Raw genomic sequence first — 21516 nt, forward strand, 5'->3', positions numbered from 1 at the left:
CAACAGCACTGGAAACTACGTTTCCAGCAAGTAAATGCTGTGGCTCACTGTTGCAGACTTCAAAACGCACCATTACGCTTTTCTTTTTTCTAAGACATCACTTTATACTCATTCAATTATAGCCTATCTACTACGTAAATAGATATGCCTACTTTATAACTTTTATCAAATTTATAGATTTTCTTTATTTCTTTCTCATGAACAACTGTTTTGCCAAATGGACATAATAAGTAAATTCGACTGTTTTGCGGAAACAAAGCAAAAACACAATCAAATCAATCAAAAACGTCAGAATAAGGCGAACAAAAAAATTCAAAACCAAATTAGGCAATTCAATTTGTACTGTCAGCCAATAATTCCCCAGCATGACAACAATCGTTAATATTAATAATGCATACTGTTTCACTAAAAAGCGTTTAACTGGAAGGTGAAAGCCAAGATGAAAGACTTGTCTGTTCTCAAACCAACTGTTGATCACAAGATTGGTAAAAATCGTCCCAAGTAAAACACCTGAAATACCAAGAGTGGTTTGTGTAACCAACGTAAGAGATACAATCAAATTGACCACTGCCTCAATCACAGACTTAATCCCTTGATGTTTGAGTGTGCCGTACCCCATCAAAAAAATCAAAGCTGTTTGTCTGATTTGTTGGCATAAAAAATTTAGCACAATGACAAACACCACAAAAAATGGAAACAGATACGTTCTCCCTGCCCAGATGAAAACAAATGGATTGAATAAATTCAATAGCATGGTCGAAGTGAAAAAGCAAAGTGTGAAGTTCAAGAAAAAATGCTTGAGAAACACTTCTTCTCCTCTCGCACTATTTTTTTCTGCTGCAAGATTGCCCACGCTTGCAATGGTAGCGTTCATCACTTTATTGATAATCGTTGTCAAATTTAAAATAATCAAGGAGTAGTTGCTATAAATCCCCGTTGACACTAATCCAATAAAACTTGAAATCAATAAATTATCCGTCCCTGAAAGCACCACTCCGCCAAATCTCGAACCTATAAGCTCTAGTACATTTCGTTTGAGCGTCCGTTGCTCCTCAACAGGTAGAGAGGGAGCATTGGGTGTTTGTGCCACAATCTCTGGAAAGACAACTCTTGCCTTTTTAGAAATAACAATATTCGACCAAAGAGTACAAAGCACTTGCAGCAATAAATAAAGCAAAAAATTTTGCCAAAAAATCAAAACAATTGCTTGCAAGGCATATTGTATCAACTGAAAACTAGTTACATTGACAACATTGATATATTCCTTTTGATGCGCAGAAAAAAGTGTGCGATTGTAGGAAAAGAAATAGCTTACTACACTATTTGCCAAAAATAAAAAGAAAATAATCCCTACATCAGACACTTTCTTTCCTTTCATAAAAATAGGCAAAAATGGATACAGTGCAATCCCTAAAACACCTACTGCAACTCCTATCATCATATATGCTTTTTTAAATAGTTTCATATAAGAGGCAATTTTTGTCACATCACTCTTACTAATCGGCTCATACATTCCTACACTAATGGCACTACCAATTCCCAAATCAGCAAGGGATAAAATCATCAAAATATTGGTAAACAACCCGTTTACACCAAGATAGGTTTTTCCTAGCTGATGAATAAAAATAGTTTGTAACACAAAACGTGCCACAATCTGAATGATTTGTGCAGAAAATGAAAAGACAGAATTTCGGATTGCATTTTGAACTCTCATATTCTCCTACCTTTCTTTGTCTAGCTACGTGGGGCAGGAGTTGGTCGCTGTTCGCAACAGCACTGGAAACTGATGTTTCCAGCAAGTAAATGCTGTGGCTCACTGCGACAAACTCCTAAACGCCCCTCTATGCTTTTCTTGGTCTAGCTACGAGGGGCTGAAGTCGGGCAACTGTTCGCTGTGCCGCTCGAAACTTCGTTCCGAGCAAGTGAACGGCACGGCTCACTGTTGCAGACTTCAAAACGCCCCTCTTCGCTTTTCTTGGTCTAGCTACAAGGGGCAGGAGTTGGTCGCTGTTCGCAATGCCACCTGAAGCTCTGCTTCAGGCAAGTAAATGGCATGGCTCACTACGACAAATTCCTAAACGCCCCTCTTCGCTTTTCTTGGTCCAGCTACAAGGGGCTGAAGTCTGGCAACTGTTCGCTGTGCCGCTCGAAACTTGCGTTTCGAGCAAGTAAACGGCACGGCTCACTGTTGCAGACTTCAAAACGCCCCTCTATGCTTTTCTTTTTGGTTCGTATTTTCCGCTTTTGCCAATTAAACCATGCCACATTCCCTTAAAGGAATAGCTGATTTTTTTCATTTTATCGTCCTCTGCCAACACAACTTTTATCATCATCTTAATGTTTTCCTTGAAAAAATGGTATGTTAACTTACTCCAGCCCCATTTTTTGATCAAAAGCACACAATTTCGGCTGAAATAATACCGTCGAATCGCACTATGATTGCCTGTAAAGAAAGAACGGATAACCGTTTCATGCTTAACAGTCTCACCTAGCTCGTGCAACAAGCCTACAAAACTAAGTTTGTATATTTTATATCCTTTTTTAAGCAAGTGAATGTCAATTTCATGGTCCACAAGGTCAATGAAAAACGTATCGTCATGGCGAATCCCACTTGCAAATACGCTCGTTGGCATAAGAGTACCTGAGGTAATCGCTTTGTCTACTTCTCTATATTCTCCCTCGATTGTCTGACGCACTTGATAGTTGCGATCGTCACGCTCACAAGCTAAAAGTCCGAGATTTTCAAGGTGTAAATATTTTTTATACTCCGCAACAAGTCCAGACTTCACAACAGAATCTTGGTCAAGCATGAGAAAATAATCAAATGAACGCTCTATTGCAACGTCTCCAATTACATTTAAAGCCGTAGCAATACCTAAATTTTCCTTCAGGCTCACAAGGTGTGTACGCTCAAATTGCTGAATAAATGTCGCAATTTCTCCTTCATTGTCAGAACCGTTGTCTACAATCACAAGCGTGTCTACTTGTGGCAAAATTGCCTCTACATTGTCACGCAACCTTGATAAATCAGGATTGAACGTAACAATTCCTGCAAGTATTTTCACTGTTTTCATCTACATCTCCCATTTCATCACTGCTTTACCCCAATCATTTGCCAAATCTTCCTCAAAAAACGAATGAACATCATCAACTGTGCGAATTGTTTTTTCAATTCCTACAAGGTTTTCAAATCGTTTCCTATGGAGTGGATGAGTGGCTAAAAACTGTACTGTATTTTCAAAATCAGTCACACCAGAGCGTGAAGAACCTGAAATCGTCAAGCCTTTTTCTAGCACCATGCGTGTACGCATTTCGATAGGGTGCTCGCTTACCCCCATTATCCCAATCGCTCCTTGTGGTCGAATAGTGTCAATAATTTGGTCTATTGCATATTGGCTACCGATTCCGCCCACACACTCAAACGCTTGCGAAACTCGGATATCGCTTGGAATATCGTCCACCGTAAACACCTCATCTGCAAAACTAAAGAAATTTAACTTTTCTTCATTTTTCCCAAAAATATAAAGTTTGCTTTCTGGATAAAGACCGTTGAGCAAATTGGCTGTAATGTAGCCTAAATTACCGTCGCCCCAAATGCCAAAAATCTCTCGATCGTTATTCATCACACGCTCTAGGCGATTGATGCCGTGCATTGCCACAGAAATCAACTCGGTATAAGCGGCAACATTGGCAGGAACTTCATCCAAGACAGGAACAAGACGGTCTTTTGTTGAAAAAACATACTCCTGCATAAAACCGTCAAAGCCTGATGAACGAAATTTTGAGGTAGGTAAATAATTTTCTTGGATTGTCTCGTTTTTCTCCGTTGGTGTGTTTGGCACGATAATCACACGTTGCCCTTTTTCAAACGTGCCAGAATAATCCTTGACAACAACACCTACCCCTTCGTGAATTAAGGACATTGGCAATTTTTTTCTTAACACTGCCTTGTCACGACTACCTGTATAATAACGCTGATCGGCATGACAAATCGAAAGATAAGTCGGGCGAACGATAACAGTTTCTTCTTTTATTTCCTCATCTATTGTAACTGCTTCAAATTGCCTAGGCGAAACAAGACGAAATACTTTATTTAACATTGTTTTCCTCTTTCAATAATTAATGACCTGTATCAATAATCGCATTAGCGATTTTCAAGTCATACGGAGTGGTTACTTTAATATTGGAGTGGTCTCCATTCACCATACCTACTTTTTCACCTGCTAAAAGTACAATTTTACACGAATCAGAAAGCACCTTTTTTTGCTCCTCGCTCAGTTTAGCATAACTTTCTTGGAACGTTTTGATATTAAAACTTTGCGGTGTTTGCCCTTGGAACATTTCATCACGTACTGGAATATTCACGACTTCCTTGCCATTTCCTTGCACAATCGTATCATACGCTGGAACAACCGTATCGACTGCTTTATACTCTTGAAGTGCTGCAATATTTTCATCAATGATTCTCTTCGTAATAAATGGCCGCACCGCATCATGTGCAACAATCACATCCTCCTCATGCAATCCGTTCGTTTTTTCAATAAAAAGAATCGCATTTTGAAGTGTATCATTCCGCTCTGCACCACCTGCAATGACACGAATACGTTCGTCACTTACATTATACTTTGCAAAAATTTCATTTGTATATTCAATCCAAGCCTCTGGTGCTGAAACCAAAATCAGATCAAATTCATCGTTTAACACAAATTTTTCTACGGTGTGAACGATCATTGGTTTGTTCCCAAGCATTAAAAATTGCTTTGGCAATAGTGTATTGCCCATTCGTTTTCCAATACCACCTGCCATAATTTGTGCGTAAATCATACAAGACCTCTTTCTTAACATCGTTAATTTTTTTCTCTCTATGATTATAAAGGAAATAAAGAGAAATCACAAATAAACGTCAACATTCTATAAAGAGAGCATAAATATTTTTATGGACACCTCTAAAAAAGCACAACCAATCGGTCATGCTCTTGTTAATTCTAAGACAAACTCTGCAATTCTCTTAGACGCCTCGTTGTCTTGGTGTTCGTAATATTTATTTTTAAACTCTCTTACTTTCACCAAATTCATCTCGCTTACTGATAATGCTCTTAGTAATTCGTCCATATTTCTCACGATTTCTCCCGGTGTGAAGTCTTCGAAATTGACATAGAAGTCTCGTTCCGACACATATTCTTCTAAATCATAGGCATAAAAAATCATTGGTCGCTCAAATGTGGCATAGTTGAACACGACAGAAGAGTAGTCTGTAACCAACAAATCCGCCACCACAAGTAAATCGTTGACCTCTCGATAATTCGAGCAATCAATTACTCGCTCGTTAAACGGTGCGGGAATAATTGGTTTTTCGGCAATATACGGGTGAAGTTTCAATAAAAATATCGTATTGTTCGCTTCTCCGTATTCGTAAAGTTGTTCAAAATTTAACACACTTTCGGTTGGATAATAAACTTCCGTTGTCAAATCTCCTCGAAACGTTGGGGCAATCAGGACAACACGTTTTCCATTAATCGCAGGAATTTCTTTTTGCACTTTTTCTTTTTGTGCTTGAAGTCGCAATTCATCAAAAAAGTCATCATCTCGTGCTACACCTAGCGAGATTACTTTGTTTTCCAATATCCCAAATGCCTCAGCATAGAATGGTTTGACAAAATCACTAGAAACAAATGCGTGCGTGTAGACACGGTTCCCTTTGGAATGCAAACTTGGGCCATGAGCTTTGCCAAGTCGTGAAAAACCAAATGTTTTAAACGCACCTGTTGCGTGCCAAAGCTGAACAATTTCCTGCTCTTTTCTATATGGTACTTCAAAAATCGCTTGCTGATAATCATCTACCACGATTACTTTACTTGTCGCCAATTCAAACGGCAAGACGAATAAATAACGGAAGGAAAATGGACTTTTGATTTTCCTAGGATAAACAAAGGCACTTTTCACCTCATGATGACGTTGCAATTGTTCATAAACAAATTGTTCATTTCCACCAATTTTCGTGCGGGAATCTGAGGTAAATAACACCTTCTGCCTTTTCACTTTGCAAAGTTTTTGCCAAACGAGAAACTGCATGAAAATCAATTTCATCGCTATTCTTACAAAGATTTTTCTCGGGTGTTTCAATGCCTCGTGCCATTTTTTCTCACGTTTTTTGAACGAATAGCCTTTTGATTTTTCATTTCCAATCAAAAGTGCCAAACTGTTTTTATTTGCTAACATTCTCACATCCAAAAAATCACTACGATTATGATAATAAAGCTTGCTCGCTAAAAAGTTGAAATCTGCCAACTCTCGCTCTTGTTCTTTTCGCAAAGCAATAATTCCTTGTGGGATTTCCGTATTTTCCGCCTGCAAATCAGAACAGTCTTGAATTATTTCTATCTTTTCACCAGATAAATTTCTCGCCTCAAGCGACCACAAACCTTCTGAAAAAAGCTCTATTTTTTGTTCATTTAACCCTATAATAAAATTAATTCGTAAGTAAATATTTCGCTCATCTTGCTCAATGAAGTTTGCCGAAACTTCACGAATTTCTTCGGTAGAACCATTTTTCACAAACCGAAACGAAATTTCCTCACACGCTTCTTTTCCTGCCTCTATTACAAGCAAAAGATTTGCTTGTTTGAATAAAATATTTTTCAGTATAAGCACTTCTTTTACCTCTACACTCAGCCGTCATTCCTTTGTGCAAAAAAAACTTTTCGCTATCTTTGCACAAATATCTTCTACATTCCTCTTGTAAAACCTTTTTTCACACTTCAACTTTTTCTATTGTAACACATTTTTCTTTTGTGAAAGTCAATTCTTTTTCCGTCTTAAAAAAAAGCAAAGATTTTTTCAAAAAAGAAAGGGGTACGCTTTTAGATATCATTTCCCTCATTGAGCGAAAGTTCTTCTTTGATTTTGCTTGTGGAAATATCTGGCGTGCGTTCAAGATACACGACGTCCGCACGTGTTCCTTTTTCTAAAAAGTCAAATTTCCCTCGCCAATCATCTCCCATGACAAAAGTGTCAATGTTGTATTCTTTTATATCATTCACTTTCTGATCCCAACTATTTTCGGGAATCACAAGGTCAACATAGCGAATCGCCTCTAATAAGTGCTTTCTTTTTTCATAATCAAAATAACTTTTTTTCTGCTTACTTTCCCAATTAAATTCATCCGTGGAAAGTGCCACAACCAAATAATCGCCATATTCTTTTGCACGTCTCAATAAATTGATATGCCCATAATGCAACAAGTCAAATGTCCCATAGGTGATAACTCTTTTCATGTATTGTTCCTCGTTTCGTTTTCGTTCTTCCATTATAACAAAATTTCCCTATGATGAATAAGACAAACTCCAAATGTTCGGAGTTTGTCTTATTTTTAGCAGAGAAATTCTGCTTATTTCGCATAATCAACAGCTCTTGTTTCTCTAATAACCGTAATTTTGATATGACCCGGATAGTCCAAATCGTCCTCGATTTTCTTGCGAATATCACGTACCAATCTGTGAGTTTGCAAATCATCAATTTTGCTCGGTTCAACCATTACACGCACTTCACGTCCTGCTTGTACCGCAAAGCTATTTGCCACACCGTCAAATGCGTTGGCAATCGCTTCTAAGTTTTGCAGACGGCGAATATAATTTTCAAGCGATTCGCTACGTGCTCCCGGTCTTGCCGCACTCAGTGCATCAGCTGCTGCCACAAGCACCGCAATAATACTTGTCGCCTCAGTATCTCCGTGGTGACTTGCAATTGTATTGACCACCACACCATTTTCATGGTATTTGTTTGCCAATTCTGCACCAATTTCTACGTGGCTACCCTCAATTTCATGATCGAGTGCTTTTCCAATATCATGCAGGAAACCTGCACGTTTTGCCAGTACAACATCCTCGCCGAGCTCTCCAGCAAGAACACCAGAAAGTTTTGCCACTTCAACGGAATGTCGCAAGACATTTTGTCCGTAACTTGTACGGAAGTGCAAACGTCCCATAATTTTAATCAAATCTGGGTGAAGATTGTGGGCACCAATTTCAAATGCTGCCTCTTCACCGTAATTACGGATTCTCTCGTCCATTTCCTTGCGAGATTTTTCAACCATTTCCTCAATTCTTGCTGGGTGAATCCGTCCGTCTTGAATTAATTTTTCAAGTGTCATCCGAGCGATTTCACGGCGAATTGGGTCAAATCCTGAAAGCACCACTGCCTCAGGTGTATCATCAATGATTAAATCAATCCCTGTCAACGTTTCAAGCGTGCGGATATTGCGTCCCTCACGTCCAATGATACGTCCTTTCATTTCGTCACTAGGGAGATTGACAACGGAAACCGTATTTTCACTTACTTGATCTCCAGAAACACGTTGCATAGCGAGTGAAAGAATGTTCTTCGCCTTGCGATCCGATTCTTCTTTGGCACGTTCTTCGCTTTCTTTGACCATGACTGCTAGTTCATGAGAAAGTTCTTCTTCGGTTGATTTGATGATGACCTCTTTTGCATCCTCACGACTCAACCCTGCGATACGTTCCAACTCTTTTTGCTGTGTTTGAATTGCTTCATCTACCTTTTTCTCACGCTCATCAAGTGAAGATTTGCGACTAACCAATTTCTCTTGTTGTTCTTCGAGAACTCGTTCACGTTTCGAGAGGACATCATCTTTTCTGTCCAAATTCTTTTCACGTTGCATTAAGCGATTTTCTTGTTCTTTTAATTCTCGCTTACTGTCTTTTAGTTCTCTTTCAATTTCCGAACGATACTTCTGGTTTTCTTCTTTAGCTTCAAGAAGTGCTTCTTTTTTCAACGTTTCTGCTTGCTTTTTCGCATCCTGTATAATCGTTGTTGCATTATACTTAGCAGAGTCCACTTCCTTGGCTTTGAGTTCTTCTTCTTTTTTCACTTGGCTTGTCTTGACAGAAAAGCCAGTTAAAGCTCCAATGATGAGGGCAAGAACACCGACTATAATACCTATTATCACCTTGTGTTCACCTCGTTTTTATTTTCGAGGTTACGTGGCTACCATTCTTTATGCTTTTTCGTCTTTAAAACCAATTCTCTTAAAAACAGAAAAAATCAAACAGGAGCCGAATAGTCCGCGACGAAAATCGCGGAACAAGTAACCTGCGATTTTGTCTTTATGCGAAATTGTTCGCACTTCCTATTTTACATTAATGTCAAAAGAAAAGCAAAGAAAGGGTATAAATAGTTTTGAAACACTTGAATAAATTTCAGGTACCTCTAAAAACTCGCACTTATTCTAAATTGCTAGTTTTGGCTCAAGCGAAGTTTTTAGAGGCACTTTGCAGTAAATAACAGCCTACTCAACTTGTGAAAACGAATACAAACACTTCCCACTTTACAGATTCTCCCTAAGAAAAACTCGCAATTTGGTCTTACTTCTACTCAACATTGCCTTTTTCTTGCGTTTTTCCACCTCTGTTAAATGAGCAAATGGCGTTTCACTTCCCAAGTATTCACACAAAACTTCTAACTCCGCATTTGTCAAATCTGGAAAAAAATCTGGAAGATTTTCTCTTACTGCAAATAAATTTTTCTCGCAAATCCCTTCTTCTCGCTTGAAATTATTCCTTTCAATCTGCAACACATCCCCGTCTTTTCCTTCTTGTGATGATTCAAATGCACAAGTATGAAGATGAACAGCTCTCTTATCAGCAAACTGTTGGCGACGAATAGATCGAGCGTGGTTGGTCAAAGCAAATTTGAAAAATGCTCCAAATTTCACACGCTCGTCATAAATTTCCGTCAAACGATACCAAACAATCCTCGCCTCTTGTTGAAAATCTTCCCATTCAAAACAATCTGCACAATGTTTGTTGTAAATCAATCGCACCAAGGGTAAATACTTCTCAAATTCTAACAACGTTTCCATTTCTTTTCCTCCTCGTTTTTTCAAAGTGCTGAAGTTCGATCGCTGGTCGCAACGGCACTGGAAACTGCGTGTCCAGCAAGTAAATGCCGTGGCTTTCTGCGACAAACTTCAAAACGCACTTCTTCGCTTTTCGTTGTCTAGCTGTAAGGGGTAGGAGTTTGGCAACTATTCGCAACAACGCTCGAAACTGACGTTTCGAGTCAATAAACGTTGTAGCTCACTGTTGCAAACTCCTGAACACCCCCCGCAGCTTTTTGGTTAACATCATAGTAAACTATTTTGTTCTTTCAGCCAAATAATTCAATGACACAATCTTGTTACATAGGGGATGTAACAAACTTGTTACACATAAAAAAGCATATTTTTGCAACATTCCACCATTAAAATCTACACAAACGATTTTGAATGACTATACTTACAATTAATTTCTATCCTTTTCCTCCGTTCTACTTCATACAAAAAGACCGTTTCACTAGCTCTCGCCAATGAAACAGTCTATTTTTTTTATTGAAGTTGTTCATTCAACAATGTTTTTACACGTTGGATTTCTTCTTCTGGTACGATTTGTACAGAATAACCGTCTATCATGTCACCATTTCCTTGCAGATTGCTTTCCTTAACATTTTCCATTGCTGGACGGTATTCGTTTACCATGGTTTTCATCTGTTCCCATGTCAAATCGGTTTTCATGTTGCTCCCAAGTACATCTAGCACTTGTTTATATTTAGTCACACCGTCTAAGCTCAATAGTTTTTTCATCACACTTTGGATAATCAAACGTTGACGAGTTTGGCGACCGTAGTCACCCTCTGGGTCTTGCTTACGCATACGTGACCAAGCAAGTGCCTCATCTCCTGTGAGAAAAATACGCCCTTTTGCAAATTTGTACGTTTTTCCACCTTGAGCATTTCGTTCGTCTGTAAATTCAAACTCGAATTTATTCTCAACAGAAACACCACCAACTGCATCGACTAATTTTTCTACGGCATTCATATTCACCACAATGTAGTGATTAACTGGTATGCCAAGTAAGTTTTCCACATTATCCATTGCTTGACCTGCTCCACCAAAGGCAAACGCAGCATTAATTTTATGCGTAACATCGCCCTCGTTGAAAGTGGTATAGGTGTCTCGTGCAATACTAATCAAGGTCGTCTGCTTTTTCTGTGGGTTTAAGGTAGAAAGAATCATCGTATCACTTCGCCCCACCATATTGTTCGCATCTATCCCTAAGAGAAGTATAGAAATCGGCTTACCTTCTTTCGTCAATGCCTCTGTTTCCTTTTGCGACAAAATTGCTTTTTTACGCTCTGCCGTCTTATGTGCTTTATTCATCGTGCTTTCAACATTTTTATACGCAGTATAAGTAACCACTGCCGCACCAACCAATACCACACCGAAAAGAGCAAGGATTGAAAGTAAAATTTTAGTGGTCAACTTCATTTTTTTCTTTGTTCTAGTTCTTGAGCTTTTTCTGGATTCCATGTTTTACCTCGTTTTTTTTAGCTAGAGTTAGATAACTATTCGTAATGCCACCTGAAACTTCGTTTCAGGCAAGTAAATGGCAGGACTTACTATTGCAAACTTCAAAACGCACTTCTTCGCTTTTCATTATCTAGCTGTGAGGGGTAGGAGTTTGGCAACTATTCGCAACAACGCTCGAAACTGACGTTTCGAGTCAATAAACGTTGTAGCTCACTGTTGCAAACTCCTGAACACCCCTCGTAGCTTTTCTTGGTCTAGCTGCGAAGTGCTGAAGTTTGGTCGCTGTTCGCAACGGCACTGGAAACTGTGTTTCCAGCTAGTAAATGCCGTGGCTCACTGCGACAAACTTCAAAACGCACTTCTTCGCTTTTCATTATTCTATCGAAATCAGTTAAATACTTCAATGTTCGTTTGAAAGTGTAAGGTTTTCTTAAAAATTTCACGTTCTACATATAGTCGATAAATTTACTTCTAAACTTAATATGAATATGTGAACCTACAATCAAGCAGAAGAATGTTATCAACCAAAAAATAATCGTTTGGGCTCTATCCTCAAAAAACCAACGATGATAGAAGAATGTATTTCTAAAGCCTGTGATTAAGTAGGCGTATGGATTAAGCATCAAAAGTTTCGACACCGCAGGTGGTAAATTTCTTGTGCTTAAATCCCACATAACCCCTGAAAGGTACATTAATACCTGCATGATAGAGTTTAAGAAAATCTGATAATCTCTTATCAACGCTGCAACTGTTGAATTAATCAAACTAAAACTATATAAAAACACCAGCATTGCAAACAGATAATAAATGAACTGAATCCAATAAATTGAAGGACTCACACCACCAACAAATGAAACCACTAATGACAAAGCTAGAAATACAAAATAATTGGTTAGCTCTGAAAATATTTTTACCAACGGCAAAATGCTAAGTGGGAATTTCATACGAGAAACCATTCCGACTTGGCTATACACAGAGCTTGATGCCTGTTTGGTAATCGTACTGGCGAAAATCCATGTACTTAGCCCTATCATCAGCCATGAAATATACGGAATCCCGCCTTGAACCGTTCGGTTTCCTCCCATAGCGACACCAAATGCAAAGTAGTATACGCCTAGTTGAATCAACGGATTCAATACTTGCCACAAATTTCCTAACAAATGGCTTTGATAAAGTGCTTTGTTGCTATATTTTGCAATACGAGAGGCAACTCCTGCAAACTGCATTTGCTCTTTTATAACCAATAATACTTCTTGCATTAGTTATTCCCCCTTATTTTCAATACTTGCCCCGGCTCAAGCATTACACCATTTAATTCTGGATTGAGTTGCTCTAGTTCTTCAAGTGTCATGCCGTAACGTTCTGCGATTGCACTTCTTGAATCTCCCTCTTGAACAATGTAATTGGTTGTCGCTCCATTTGCAGTCGTGTTTTCTTCAAGTAACGGAACTTTTATCAACTGCCCGATATATAAATTCACAAAATCAACGGTTGGATTCATCTCTTGAAGTTGTGCAGTCGTAATGTGATAGGCAGCTGCCAAGGTTTCAAGCGTGTCCGGTTGTTCCACTATATAATCCTGCGTTTTGAGTGGTGCAGTGGTTGACGTAGTAGAACTAGTAGACTTTTTACTAGATGATTTTGTTGTGTTTTTCGATGATGTTTTCCCCTTCGTTGACGACGTTTTGCTTGTGGTCGTTTTCGTTGGCACATTCGATTGTTTCGCCCCATTTGCCTGTGGTGGCAGTGGTGCTGGGGTCGGTGCTTTAAGACGAGCGATTGTCTTTATCGGGTGGAGAATAGCTAGTGTAACAGAAACTCCTTTGACATATGAAACACTCAAATACATTGTGAACATCAATAAAAACAATGTAAAAAATTTCATTGGAATAGACATTTTGTCTCCAATTTTATTTTTCGTTGTGCTATTGATAATTCGATTTCTATCTTTTCTTTTCGCCCCTTTTTCACGACTTTCATTCAATTTTTCTTTTTGCAATTGTTCCAAGGAGTACGTTCGTTGTTTTTCTTTTTCTTCTTCTTGGTACAGTTTTTTGTCTTCTTCTGATTTTTTATTATAATCATCAACAAAAGCGACATATTGATCTAACACTTCATCTTTTTCACCAAAAGCTCTTGCCTCACCGTAGTGCATCCAAATCACTTTGTCGCAGATTTGACGCATTTGATGTGGATTTTGGGCAACGAAAAAAATTGTTTTCCCTTGTTCTTTAAAGGAAAGCATTTTTTTCAAACCTTTGTTGTAAAATGTGGAATCTCCGACCGATAACGCTTCGTCAATAACCAAAATATCAGGGTCTTGATGTACTGCTATTGAAAAACCAAGTTTACTTCTCATACCGCTAGAATACGTTTTTACAGGTTGGTCAATGAACACTCCTATCTCTGAAAACTCGATGATTTCGTCCATTTTTTCGTCTATTTGCTTGTTTTTCTCCCCCATCATCAAGGATTTCATGCGAATATTTTCTCTACCAGTTAAATTGTCATTCAAACCAGAACCGATCGAAATGATAGATACTTCGCCATTAATATCTAATTGACCAGATGTCTGAGGAGTAATCCCTGAGATAATATTTGATAATGTAGACTTCCCTGAACCATTTACACCGATAATACCGATTGTTTCACCAGAATAGACGTCAAAGCTAATGCCTTTTAATGCCCAAAACGTTGGCACTTCATACTTAAAAGCAGCAAAAATCGCCTTTAGCTTATCCCCTCTTGTTTGAGCTAAACTATATTCTTTGGTCAGCAAGGTCGCCCGTACCTTTAACTTCTTTTCCAAGAAAATCCTCCATTCATGTTCCCAAATAATCTATTGTTCTCACAATCTTTCTAAAAATAGTACATGGAAAATCGTATATAGTCAACATATTTCATCTTTTGTTATCCCTTTTTTTCTTTTTATCCCTCAAATTCCTTCTCAACAGCCTTCAAAGCTGCACCAAATACTTGATCCATATCATAATATTGATAATTCGCCAAACGTCCGCCGAAAATGATGTTCTCGTGCTGTTTTGCCTCTGCTTTGTATTTCTTGAAAATTTCAGAGTTTCTTTCATCGTTGACAGGGTAGTAAGCCTCTTTTTCCCTATCCCAATCTTGCGGGTACTCACGGGTCAAAATCGTTTTGCCTTCATCAGCTTTTTGGTCAAAATGTCGCCATTCCATGACACGTGTATAAGGCGTTTTCGCATCTGTATAGTTGATAACGGCATTTCCTTGCACATTTTCAGAATCATACACTTCCGATTCAAAACGAACTGAGCGGTATTCCAACTCTCCATGCTTGTAATCGAAAAATGCGTCAATCATTCCTGTATAGACAACTCTTGGAAATTCTTTGAGATAAGTATCTTTATCTTCTAAAAAATCCACGTTTAGCACAACGTCAATCAGGTCACTTTCCAACATTTTGTCAAAAATTGCAGTATATCCGTCCTCTGCCACTCCTTGATAACGGTGGTTAAAATAGTTGTTATCGAATGTAAAACGTGTTGGCAGTCTGCGAATAATGAAACTCGGAAGCTCCGTCGCCTTACGTCCCCATTGTTTTTCAGTGTAACCTTTTATCAATTTTTCGTAAATATCCGTTCCAATCAAGCTAATCGCTTGTTCCTCCAGATTTTTAGGAACCCCTGTAATCCCAGCATTTTCACGCTGTTCCGCAATTTTCGCCTGAGCCTCAGCAGGAGTTTTCACGCCCCACATTTGATAAAAAGTATTCATATTAAACGGCAAATTGTAAAGCTCACCATTGAAATTTGCGACTACTTGATTGATATAGCCGTTAAACTCTGTGAATTGATTTACATAATCCCACACTTCTTTATTATCCGTATGGAAAATATGTGCTCCATAATCATGCACATTGATTCCATGCTCTTTGTGCGTGTACATATTGCCACCAATATGGCTACGTTTTTCGACAACCAAAACCCGCTTGCCACGTTTTGCCGCCTCATAGGCAAAAATCGCACCAAATGGCCCTGAGCCAACGATTAGGTAGTCGTAGTTTTTTGTGTTGTAGTTCATGGTTTTCTCCTGTTAATTGTTTGTTTTTTAATTCACTTATTTTTGTTTGTACTTATTCTTATAAAAGCCAGTCTTTTATATTGAAAAGATGAATTGGTCAAAGTATTGAGTTCTTTGAAACATATCGTATTCTTCACTTCAATTTTTATTTTATCATTATTTGAAGTTGAGTTCAATTCTCGGTCGTTATTTTTCCATAGAAAAACCGACCTCCTGTGAAGTCGCTTGCGTGTTATTTGAATACATCTACATAGCTATCTGTACGTTCAATACTACTTTTCCGTCCACAATTCCAGTTGCCCTTGTGGTTTTCGCTTGGGCGATTGGCGGAGCAAGCGAAGAAGTCGCAAGTCCGCTCATTGTCGCAATCAAGGCGAACCATAAGGAAAACTTTTGTTTTTGAACATATTGTTTTATTTTTTAATCATGATTAATTTTTCCCTTTCCAAAACTAGAGATTTTTTCTTCATTGACGAGAGAGAAAATCTGGGAAAGTCACTCTTTTGTTTATGTTTCTTTTTTGAGGGAGAACGTATATTTTCCATTTGTTTTCTTGCCTTTCTTAAAATATAAAAAAGCAACTCTCAATTTTGAAAGTTACTCATAAGCTCTATTCAGTTGTATTATTATTTTTCAAATTGAATGTCGATTTCTCTCAACAATCCTCTACGCACATCTTCGAGTTCCTTTATATAATTAGGAACTTTTCTTTCTATTGTCCGAATCAATAAATCAGCATTTGATAACTCATAAGCATGTGCATTGAAATTTCTTAGCTGTTTTAAAGCTCTCCAATCCACAAAATCATATCTTTCTTTTGTTTCTTCGGAAAGTTTATTATTTGCAACTTGCTCTCCAGCTTGAATCAATTGAAAAGCTAAATCATCTAAAACCATTTCATCTCTTAAATCTAAACCTAATGCTGAAAATCGTTTTGTGTACTCACCTATTCTATACAAACGTTCAAGCATTAACTCAATATGGAATAAATCTTTTTCAAGTCTTTCTCTCATGCAACTTTTACCTTATCCCTTTCAAAACGAGGAGCGAAACGATTTTCAAAACGAGTCGGGGAATTATAGACATTTTCTATGAAAATAACGTCAACAGGCAAACAAAAAGTTTCTTCTAATTCATCTATGAAATCAAAAAAGAAATCTAAGAGAATATTTGTATCATCTCCAGCTACTGCAAGATCAATATCACTCTTTTCATCAGCTTGCCCTCTAGCATAAGAACCGAATAAATACATTTCTTTTACATGATATTTTTTAGCAATAGGTTTTACTTTTTCCTTAATTTCCTCTATTGTGTAAACCATGATTTTTCACTTCCTTTGTTTTTAATTCCTACTTAGATTATAACATGGTTTTGATAATATTTTAAGTTTCAGTAATGGTTGTACGATAAACGTCAAAATTAGTTGTTTCCTGTATTTTGACACGAACTATCAGCTTCACCCCAAGAATTAAAAATAGCACTCGCAATTACATTCCCTTTCTTATCATAAGTAGTAGCTAAAAATTTCAGTTGAGGAGCAGGAGCAGCAGGTTGTTGCGGAATGGGAGAGGTCCTTGTAATTAATTCTTTGGTAACAACTTTTCATCAATCAAATGATGAATCTCTGTTGATTTTTGTAAAAAAATCAACAGGAACTTTCTTTTCATCTTTTAACATATCATTTAGCATTAATGATTGTGGTACAAGATGATTTTTTTCTTTAGCAAATCCCAACGTAATTATCGAATCTCCTGTCGCTAATTTACATCTTACTTGATTTAAAAAAAATTAAAAAAAAATCTTCTTCTGCAAATAAGTTTTCTGAAAGCAAGAATTTATCCATACTCGATAACGCTATAATCTTTCTCCGAATACTCTCACGTTCTGCTTTTGTAAAAGGAAGGAAATCATCAATTCCCACAGTTCCCAACAATGCCTTTTGATAAAATTCCCTTGCATTTAATTCAGTTCTCACACCTGTTAAATATCGGAAATTCCAAAAATCCTCCTTTATTTCGTGATGTTTTCCAGTAGAAAATCTACTCGAATATATCAAAAAAAATGATTTTGTACATATACATCCTTGTACTTCTCTGCTCCATTTATAATCCCTAATCGTACACGCTCATTGAATGGGAGTTGTTCTGCCATAATTTCTCCTCATAGTCAATTACACCGTAAGCATGAGCTAAATCATTTTTATTCAAACGAATAGAATTAAAATTGACTTCATCTGAAAATCTACTCTTAAAGTCATCTGATAGTTTTGATTGTGTTAGTTCTTGTATTTGAAACAAAGGTATATCTAAAGCATAACGAAAAGCATAATCACTTTCATAGAATTTCATATCACCTTTGAATCGTTCAATCATTTCACTAATCTCAGAGATATAACGCAACATAGTATTTATTACTTCTACATCATTGTCAAATTCCCAATACAATCATCTAGTTCTCATAAATGCCTTTCTTTTTTTATTTTTTTCAGTCAACATAAAAAGGCAACTCCATTTCTGAAATTGTCTTTTAAATTATTTATATTTCTCTATCCGAAGTTTCTAATTCATGTTCTAATTCAGCAATAATATTTCTTATTTGCGTTTCCCAAACAGGTAAATCGTCATTCACATACTTTAGTAACCTCTCTAAAATCAAACCGCCATAATGGTGATAAATTTTATGTCGAGCGTCTTTCATTTCATCAAAATCATACAATCGTTTATATTTTATATAAGTATTATATGAGATTTTTTGTTTATCAAGTTGTTCTCCAAACTGACCAAGCATAAGAGCGACACTATCTAAAAACATTTCTTGTTCTAAACTATCTTCATCTAAGTTTACTAAAGCGTACTTCTTTTTTACTTGATTTGCATAGAAAAGCATTGTTTGAAGATAGGTTATATCCTCCTCGACTTCCCTTTTTCTCATATTAAAGCTACCTTTTCCTTTTCAAAGTTGTTTTTAATCTCAATCATGATAGGTAGTTTTGCTTTTTCTACACTATCTAAAGAAATAACATCAACCAATAGACCAAAAGCAGATGATAATTCATTACTAAAACTATCAAACATACGATAAAATTCAAGTACACTTTTCTTTGGCTTATAAACAAAATCTAAATCACTTTTTTCATCCGCTTGCCCTCTAGCATAAGAACCGAATAAATACAATTCTTGAATCTCATATTTTTCCGCAATAGGTTTTACTTTTTCTTTGATTTCCTCTATTGTGTAAACCATGATTTTTCACTTCCTTTGCTTTTGATAATCTATATTTAGTTTTTCCTATTCGTTCATTTCTTTTTTTAATTCATAAAAAGCATTTTCGCAAAAGTTTTTATAGATAGGTAAAAAGTAAGTTAACGTTTGCCATGTTTTATTATCATTCATTTCTACGTAAGCATGAGCAAATAAATTTCTAATCAATTTAATTTGTCTCCAGTCTACCATATCAGCATAACGTTCTTTAAATTCAGTAGAAAATTTCCCAGAACTTTCGCCTATCTCCTCTAAACATTTATTTACAGAATGATAATAAGCAATATCCTCTAAATAAGTGTCATAATCTTTCCCAAACCTATTCATTATTTTTTCAATATCAGAACACATTTCTAAAATAATTTCTAGCCTATACATATCTCTACTGTAATTCATACACAAGCTCTCTTTCATTTAATACATTTCTTACAAACCTTTTTGCACTTTCTCGTCTTTTAGGAAGATATAAATCATTTTCATCAATAATATCCACTTCTTGATGAAAGACCATTTCTAAATCATCATACATAGAAGAAAAAATATTTAAAATCTGTTCATAAGATAAGTTATTTGTATTCACAATGAAATCAATATCGCTAGTATCTTTCGCTTGCCCTCTTGCGTATGAACCAAAAATGTAAATCTTAGGGACTTGATATTTTTTAGCAATAGGTTCTACTTTTTCTTTAATTTCCTCTATTGTATAAACCATGATTTTTCACTTCCTTTGCTTTTCGTTCTTACCTAGATTATAACATGGTTTTGATGATATTTTAAGCAGGAGAAACAAACAAGGAATAAATTTCTAGATTGATGTAAAATATGACAATACGCCTATTATAGAAAATAATAAAAAAGCAACTAGCGAAAAAGATAAAGGTATTCGTGATAAAAATGAAAAGGCTAAATTGCTTGATTTCCGCCTAGAACCGCGGTATTATAATGGTGTAGATGAGGGAAACCTCATGTAGTGGTTAGGCACTTGAACCTGATATTTTTTGCTCGAATAAGAGTAGGTAGCGTGCAGATGCTTTGTATCTGATATTTTTTGCGATTTATCGCAGGTGGTGTGCAGGCACATAAAAACCTAACACTCGGTCGTTGGAATAATTCAGCGACCGTTTATTTTTTTGGGGAGTGAATATGGCAAATGTAATAGTCGGTTTTCACTTAGTGAAAACATACGAAGAACGAAAACGGTTAGAGTCAGAAAAAGAACCAGGGGATTGGAGTTCCTTTTACAAGTAAAACACTTGAATTTTAACTAAAATCATGATATTATTTGTATGTGAAAAAGAGCAACACGGTCGGAATGGAGACCATATAAACCCATATCCAGTTCTGAGTAAACAGGATAAAATCAAACAAGGGTGTGCTTGCATACCCTTGTTTTTATATAAGGACGAATGGTACACTATAAAAATTTTGCTGCCTACTTACGAAGAATTTCTACTGAAAGCAAAAAGAATATTAAATAGCGAACTTGATGAAAACAACTAAAATAGTTTAATTAGAATAAGGAAAGAAAAGACAATTTCAGAAATGGAGTTGTCTTTTTATATTGACTGAAACAAATAAAAAAGAAAGAAAAACAAATGGTAAATATACGTTCCCCTGTTTCCTAGTTCTCGAAATGCTAGGAAACATTCGCAAGTATTATGACTTATTCAATAGTAATGCTAAATGTGTTCTCCGACATGTTTATTTGAGTAAGTAGTTGACCGAGGGGCAACTACCTCTACTTGCATTGACTGGAAACAGTCATAAAAAACAGTAAGAAAAAAATATGTTATAATTTAGGTAAAGAAAGAACAGAAAGAGGTGTTTATCATGGCACAAGTAATGAGAATTGAAGATAATTTTAGAGAAGACGTAGTTGTTCTGTCTAAAAAAGAATATGAACAAATGAAAAGCGAAATCCGTAGAGATAAAGCAAAAATTAAATTTTACCAAGAAATGCAACAACCTCTAAGAGAATTAGTTGAGGGGAAAACTAGGACTGTTAGTCAAGTAATGAAAAGATTAAAGGAACAGAAGTATGAGTGAGTTTCAAAAAATAAAATTATCTCAATCTACAGAGGAAGATTTAATTCGTTTAAGAGAATTTTTATATCATCAAACAAAATCTCCTCAAATTTTAAATAGATTTGATACAGAAATTTTCAATGCACTAAAGGAAATTAACGAAACTCCTCAAGCCTATCCATATGTTTTTGAGGGTGCAGATGTTAGAAAGAAAGTGAAATGGCGATATTTGCTGTTTTATATTGAGTACAAAGAACCAGAGCTTATACTTGTTACCCATGTTTATCATCAAAACGAGGATTGGTTAGCAAGTTTAGAAGAAGAACTTTTATAAATCCCAAAAGACAATTTCAGAAATGGAGTTGTTTTTTATATTGACTGAAACAAATAAAAAAGAAAGAAAAACAAATGATAAATATACGTTCCCCTGTTTCCTAGTTCTCAAAATGCTAGGAAACATTCGCAAGTATCATGACTTATTCAATAGTAATGCTAAATGTGTTTTCCGATATGTTTATTTGTATAAGTAGTTGGTTGAGGGTGCAACTCCCTCTACTTGCATTGGCTGGAAACAGTCGAAAAATATTTTTTGTTTTTCATTTCTGAGCGGTAAAACAACTTGCAAGGGTTCTACTGCTCTCTCCTTTTTTGAAAAGGGAGTGAAATTCAAAAAAATAAAGGGAAAAACAACAATAAAAGCACAATGTAGATTATAATGGCTCTATACTAAATCGTGTGGAATAACAAAAATTCCATGCGATTTTTTTGCATAAAAAAAGACATCTCGTTTACAATGTAAGTGCCTAACCC

General features: G+C 36.4%; 25 protein-coding genes. 3 read left to right on the plus strand and 22 right to left on the minus strand.

Annotated features, from left to right (window positions below; genetic code table 11):
* Window positions 1–184: 184 nt before the first annotated feature.
* The 14 genes from B5D30_RS08450 to glf all read right to left on the minus strand — a co-directional run bounded on the left by B5D30_RS08450 (window position 185) and on the right by glf (window position 15421).
* Window positions 185–1714, minus strand: a complete 1530-nt coding sequence (locus B5D30_RS08450) for a lipopolysaccharide biosynthesis protein (RefSeq protein ID WP_078807634.1) — start codon at window positions 1712–1714, stop codon at window positions 185–187.
* 322 nt (window positions 1715–2036) lie between these two features.
* Window positions 2037–2201, minus strand: coding sequence for a hypothetical protein (locus B5D30_RS13710; RefSeq protein WP_159443273.1), 165 nt, complete (start codon window positions 2199–2201; stop codon window positions 2037–2039).
* A gap of 9 nt (window positions 2202–2210) precedes the next feature.
* Entirely contained in the window at window positions 2211–3074 is an 864-nt protein-coding gene (locus B5D30_RS08455) for a glycosyltransferase (protein WP_078807635.1), read from the minus strand.
* Window positions 3075–4100, minus strand: a complete 1026-nt coding sequence (locus tag B5D30_RS08460; RefSeq protein WP_078807636.1) for a ribitol-5-phosphate dehydrogenase — start codon at window positions 4098–4100, stop codon at window positions 3075–3077. It lies immediately after the preceding gene.
* A gap of 19 nt (window positions 4101–4119) precedes the next feature.
* Window positions 4120–4824, minus strand: a complete 705-nt coding sequence (locus tag B5D30_RS08465; protein ID WP_078807637.1) for an IspD/TarI family cytidylyltransferase — start codon at window positions 4822–4824, stop codon at window positions 4120–4122.
* Between the two features lie 144 nt (window positions 4825–4968).
* Window positions 4969–6651: a CDP-glycerol glycerophosphotransferase family protein gene (locus B5D30_RS08470; RefSeq protein ID WP_078807638.1), complete on the minus strand. Its 1683-nt coding sequence runs from the start codon at window positions 6649–6651 to the stop codon at window positions 4969–4971.
* A gap of 209 nt (window positions 6652–6860) precedes the next feature.
* Window positions 6861–7274 carry a glycerol-3-phosphate cytidylyltransferase gene (gene tagD, locus B5D30_RS08475; protein WP_078807657.1) on the minus strand — a complete coding sequence of 138 codons (414 nt, stop codon included), beginning with the start codon at window positions 7272–7274 and terminating at the stop codon, window positions 6861–6863.
* A 113-nt stretch (window positions 7275–7387) separates the two neighbouring features.
* Window positions 7388–8965, minus strand: a complete 1578-nt coding sequence (gene rny, locus B5D30_RS08480; protein WP_078807639.1) for a ribonuclease Y — start codon at window positions 8963–8965, stop codon at window positions 7388–7390.
* 378 nt (window positions 8966–9343) lie between these two features.
* Window positions 9344–9877 (minus strand): sigma factor, encoded by a 534-nt coding sequence (locus B5D30_RS08485; RefSeq protein WP_078807640.1) that lies wholly within the window; start codon window positions 9875–9877, stop codon window positions 9344–9346.
* The gene (locus B5D30_RS14330; protein ID WP_268802110.1) at window positions 9855–9989 is read right to left on the minus strand and encodes a hypothetical protein; all 135 of its coding nucleotides are present in this window, start codon (window positions 9987–9989) and stop codon (window positions 9855–9857) included. Before B5D30_RS14330 ends, B5D30_RS08485 begins: the two co-directional genes overlap by 23 nt.
* A gap of 392 nt (window positions 9990–10381) precedes the next feature.
* Window positions 10382–11362, minus strand: coding sequence for an LCP family glycopolymer transferase (locus B5D30_RS08490; RefSeq protein WP_078807641.1), 981 nt, complete (start codon window positions 11360–11362; stop codon window positions 10382–10384).
* A 446-nt stretch (window positions 11363–11808) separates the two neighbouring features.
* Complete coding sequence (locus B5D30_RS08495) at window positions 11809–12621, minus strand: ABC transporter permease (protein ID WP_078807642.1); 813 nt, start codon at window positions 12619–12621, stop codon at window positions 11809–11811.
* Window positions 12621–14171: a LysM peptidoglycan-binding domain-containing protein gene (locus B5D30_RS08500; protein ID WP_078807643.1), complete on the minus strand. Its 1551-nt coding sequence runs from the start codon at window positions 14169–14171 to the stop codon at window positions 12621–12623. Before B5D30_RS08500 ends, B5D30_RS08495 begins: the two co-directional genes overlap by 1 nt.
* A gap of 119 nt (window positions 14172–14290) precedes the next feature.
* Window positions 14291–15421 carry a UDP-galactopyranose mutase gene (gene glf / locus B5D30_RS08505; RefSeq protein ID WP_078807644.1) on the minus strand — a complete coding sequence of 377 codons (1131 nt, stop codon included), beginning with the start codon at window positions 15419–15421 and terminating at the stop codon, window positions 14291–14293.
* Window positions 15422–15650: 229 nt separating this feature from the next.
* On the opposite strand from glf, the gene B5D30_RS13715 reads away from it, so the two are divergent.
* Window positions 15651–15824 carry a hypothetical protein gene (locus tag B5D30_RS13715; RefSeq protein WP_159443274.1) on the plus strand — a complete coding sequence of 58 codons (174 nt, stop codon included), beginning with the start codon at window positions 15651–15653 and terminating at the stop codon, window positions 15822–15824.
* 223 nt (window positions 15825–16047) lie between these two features.
* On the opposite strand, the gene B5D30_RS08510 is transcribed toward B5D30_RS13715, so the two are convergent.
* From B5D30_RS08510 to B5D30_RS08545, 8 genes are all read right to left on the minus strand, one after another.
* On the minus strand, window positions 16048–16434 hold the full coding sequence (locus B5D30_RS08510; RefSeq protein WP_078807645.1) for a HepT-like ribonuclease domain-containing protein: 387 nt from the start codon (window positions 16432–16434) through the stop codon (window positions 16048–16050).
* Window positions 16431–16742, minus strand: coding sequence for a nucleotidyltransferase family protein (locus tag B5D30_RS08515; RefSeq protein ID WP_078807646.1), 312 nt, complete (start codon window positions 16740–16742; stop codon window positions 16431–16433). The genes B5D30_RS08510 and B5D30_RS08515 overlap by 4 nt, the downstream gene beginning before the upstream one ends.
* A 441-nt stretch (window positions 16743–17183) precedes the next feature.
* On the minus strand, window positions 17184–17477 hold the full coding sequence (locus B5D30_RS14465; protein WP_407675497.1) for a PBECR4 domain-containing protein: 294 nt from the start codon (window positions 17475–17477) through the stop codon (window positions 17184–17186).
* 55 nt (window positions 17478–17532) lie between these two features.
* Window positions 17533–17865 carry a ribonuclease HepT family protein gene (locus B5D30_RS08525; RefSeq protein WP_144399545.1) on the minus strand — a complete coding sequence of 111 codons (333 nt, stop codon included), beginning with the start codon at window positions 17863–17865 and terminating at the stop codon, window positions 17533–17535.
* Between the two features lie 91 nt (window positions 17866–17956).
* Window positions 17957–18352: a ribonuclease HepT family protein gene (locus B5D30_RS08530; protein ID WP_078807649.1), complete on the minus strand. Its 396-nt coding sequence runs from the start codon at window positions 18350–18352 to the stop codon at window positions 17957–17959.
* Window positions 18349–18663, minus strand: coding sequence for a nucleotidyltransferase family protein (locus B5D30_RS08535; protein WP_078807650.1), 315 nt, complete (start codon window positions 18661–18663; stop codon window positions 18349–18351). The genes B5D30_RS08530 and B5D30_RS08535 overlap by 4 nt, the downstream gene beginning before the upstream one ends.
* A 45-nt stretch (window positions 18664–18708) precedes the next feature.
* A complete protein-coding gene (locus tag B5D30_RS08540) occupies window positions 18709–19077 on the minus strand; it encodes a HepT-like ribonuclease domain-containing protein (protein ID WP_159443275.1) in 369 nt (122 codons plus the stop codon).
* Complete coding sequence (locus B5D30_RS08545) at window positions 19064–19393, minus strand: nucleotidyltransferase family protein (RefSeq protein ID WP_078807652.1); 330 nt, start codon at window positions 19391–19393, stop codon at window positions 19064–19066. The genes B5D30_RS08540 and B5D30_RS08545 overlap by 14 nt, the downstream gene beginning before the upstream one ends.
* Window positions 19394–20511: 1118 nt before the next feature.
* Between B5D30_RS08545 and B5D30_RS08550 the strand changes: the two genes are divergently transcribed.
* A complete protein-coding gene (locus tag B5D30_RS08550) occupies window positions 20512–20727 on the plus strand; it encodes a hypothetical protein (protein WP_078807653.1) in 216 nt (71 codons plus the stop codon).
* Entirely contained in the window at window positions 20720–21040 is a 321-nt protein-coding gene (locus B5D30_RS08555) for a type II toxin-antitoxin system RelE/ParE family toxin (protein ID WP_078807654.1), read from the plus strand. The genes B5D30_RS08550 and B5D30_RS08555 overlap by 8 nt, the downstream gene beginning before the upstream one ends.
* Window positions 21041–21516 lie beyond the last annotated feature (476 nt).

The sequence above is a fragment of the Pilibacter termitis genome, assembly GCF_900167335.1.
In the GTDB taxonomy this organism is placed as follows: domain Bacteria; phylum Bacillota; class Bacilli; order Lactobacillales; family Streptococcaceae; genus Pilibacter; species Pilibacter termitis.

Bases quoted from the DNA above. Each gene is read 5' to 3' on its own strand.
- B5D30_RS08490 (WP_078807641.1), bottom strand. From the start codon at position 11,362: ATGGAATCCAGAAAAAGCTCAAGAACTAGAACAAAGAAAAAAATGAAG.
- B5D30_RS08545 (WP_078807652.1), bottom strand. From the start codon at position 19,393: ATGGTTTATACAATAGAGGAAATTAAAGAAAAAGTAGAACCTATTGCT.
- B5D30_RS08485 (WP_078807640.1), bottom strand. From the start codon at position 9,877: ATGGAAACGTTGTTAGAATTTGAGAAGTATTTACCCTTGGTGCGATTG.
- B5D30_RS08550 (WP_078807653.1), top strand. From the start codon at position 20,512: ATGGCACAAGTAATGAGAATTGAAGATAATTTTAGAGAAGACGTAGTT.
- tagD (WP_078807657.1), bottom strand. From the start codon at position 7,274: ATGAAAAGAGTTATCACCTATGGGACATTTGACTTGTTGCATTATGGG.
- B5D30_RS08510 (WP_078807645.1), bottom strand. From the start codon at position 16,434: ATGAGAGAAAGACTTGAAAAAGATTTATTCCATATTGAGTTAATGCTT.
- B5D30_RS08495 (WP_078807642.1), bottom strand. From the start codon at position 12,621: ATGCAAGAAGTATTATTGGTTATAAAAGAGCAAATGCAGTTTGCAGGA.
- B5D30_RS08465 (WP_078807637.1), bottom strand. From the start codon at position 4,824: ATGATTTACGCACAAATTATGGCAGGTGGTATTGGAAAACGAATGGGC.
- B5D30_RS08555 (WP_078807654.1), top strand. From the start codon at position 20,720: ATGAGTGAGTTTCAAAAAATAAAATTATCTCAATCTACAGAGGAAGAT.
- B5D30_RS08450 (WP_078807634.1), bottom strand. From the start codon at position 1,714: ATGAGAGTTCAAAATGCAATCCGAAATTCTGTCTTTTCATTTTCTGCA.
- B5D30_RS08535 (WP_078807650.1), bottom strand. From the start codon at position 18,663: ATGGTTTACACAATAGAGGAAATCAAAGAAAAAGTAAAACCTATTGCG.
- B5D30_RS08460 (WP_078807636.1), bottom strand. From the start codon at position 4,100: ATGTTAAATAAAGTATTTCGTCTTGTTTCGCCTAGGCAATTTGAAGCA.
- glf (WP_078807644.1), bottom strand. From the start codon at position 15,421: ATGAACTACAACACAAAAAACTACGACTACCTAATCGTTGGCTCAGGG.
- B5D30_RS08455 (WP_078807635.1), bottom strand. From the start codon at position 3,074: ATGAAAACAGTGAAAATACTTGCAGGAATTGTTACGTTCAATCCTGAT.
- B5D30_RS08515 (WP_078807646.1), bottom strand. From the start codon at position 16,742: ATGGTTTACACAATAGAGGAAATTAAGGAAAAAGTAAAACCTATTGCT.
- B5D30_RS08540 (WP_159443275.1), bottom strand. From the start codon at position 19,077: ATGAATTACAGTAGAGATATGTATAGGCTAGAAATTATTTTAGAAATG.
- B5D30_RS08530 (WP_078807649.1), bottom strand. From the start codon at position 18,352: ATGAGAAAAAGGGAAGTCGAGGAGGATATAACCTATCTTCAAACAATG.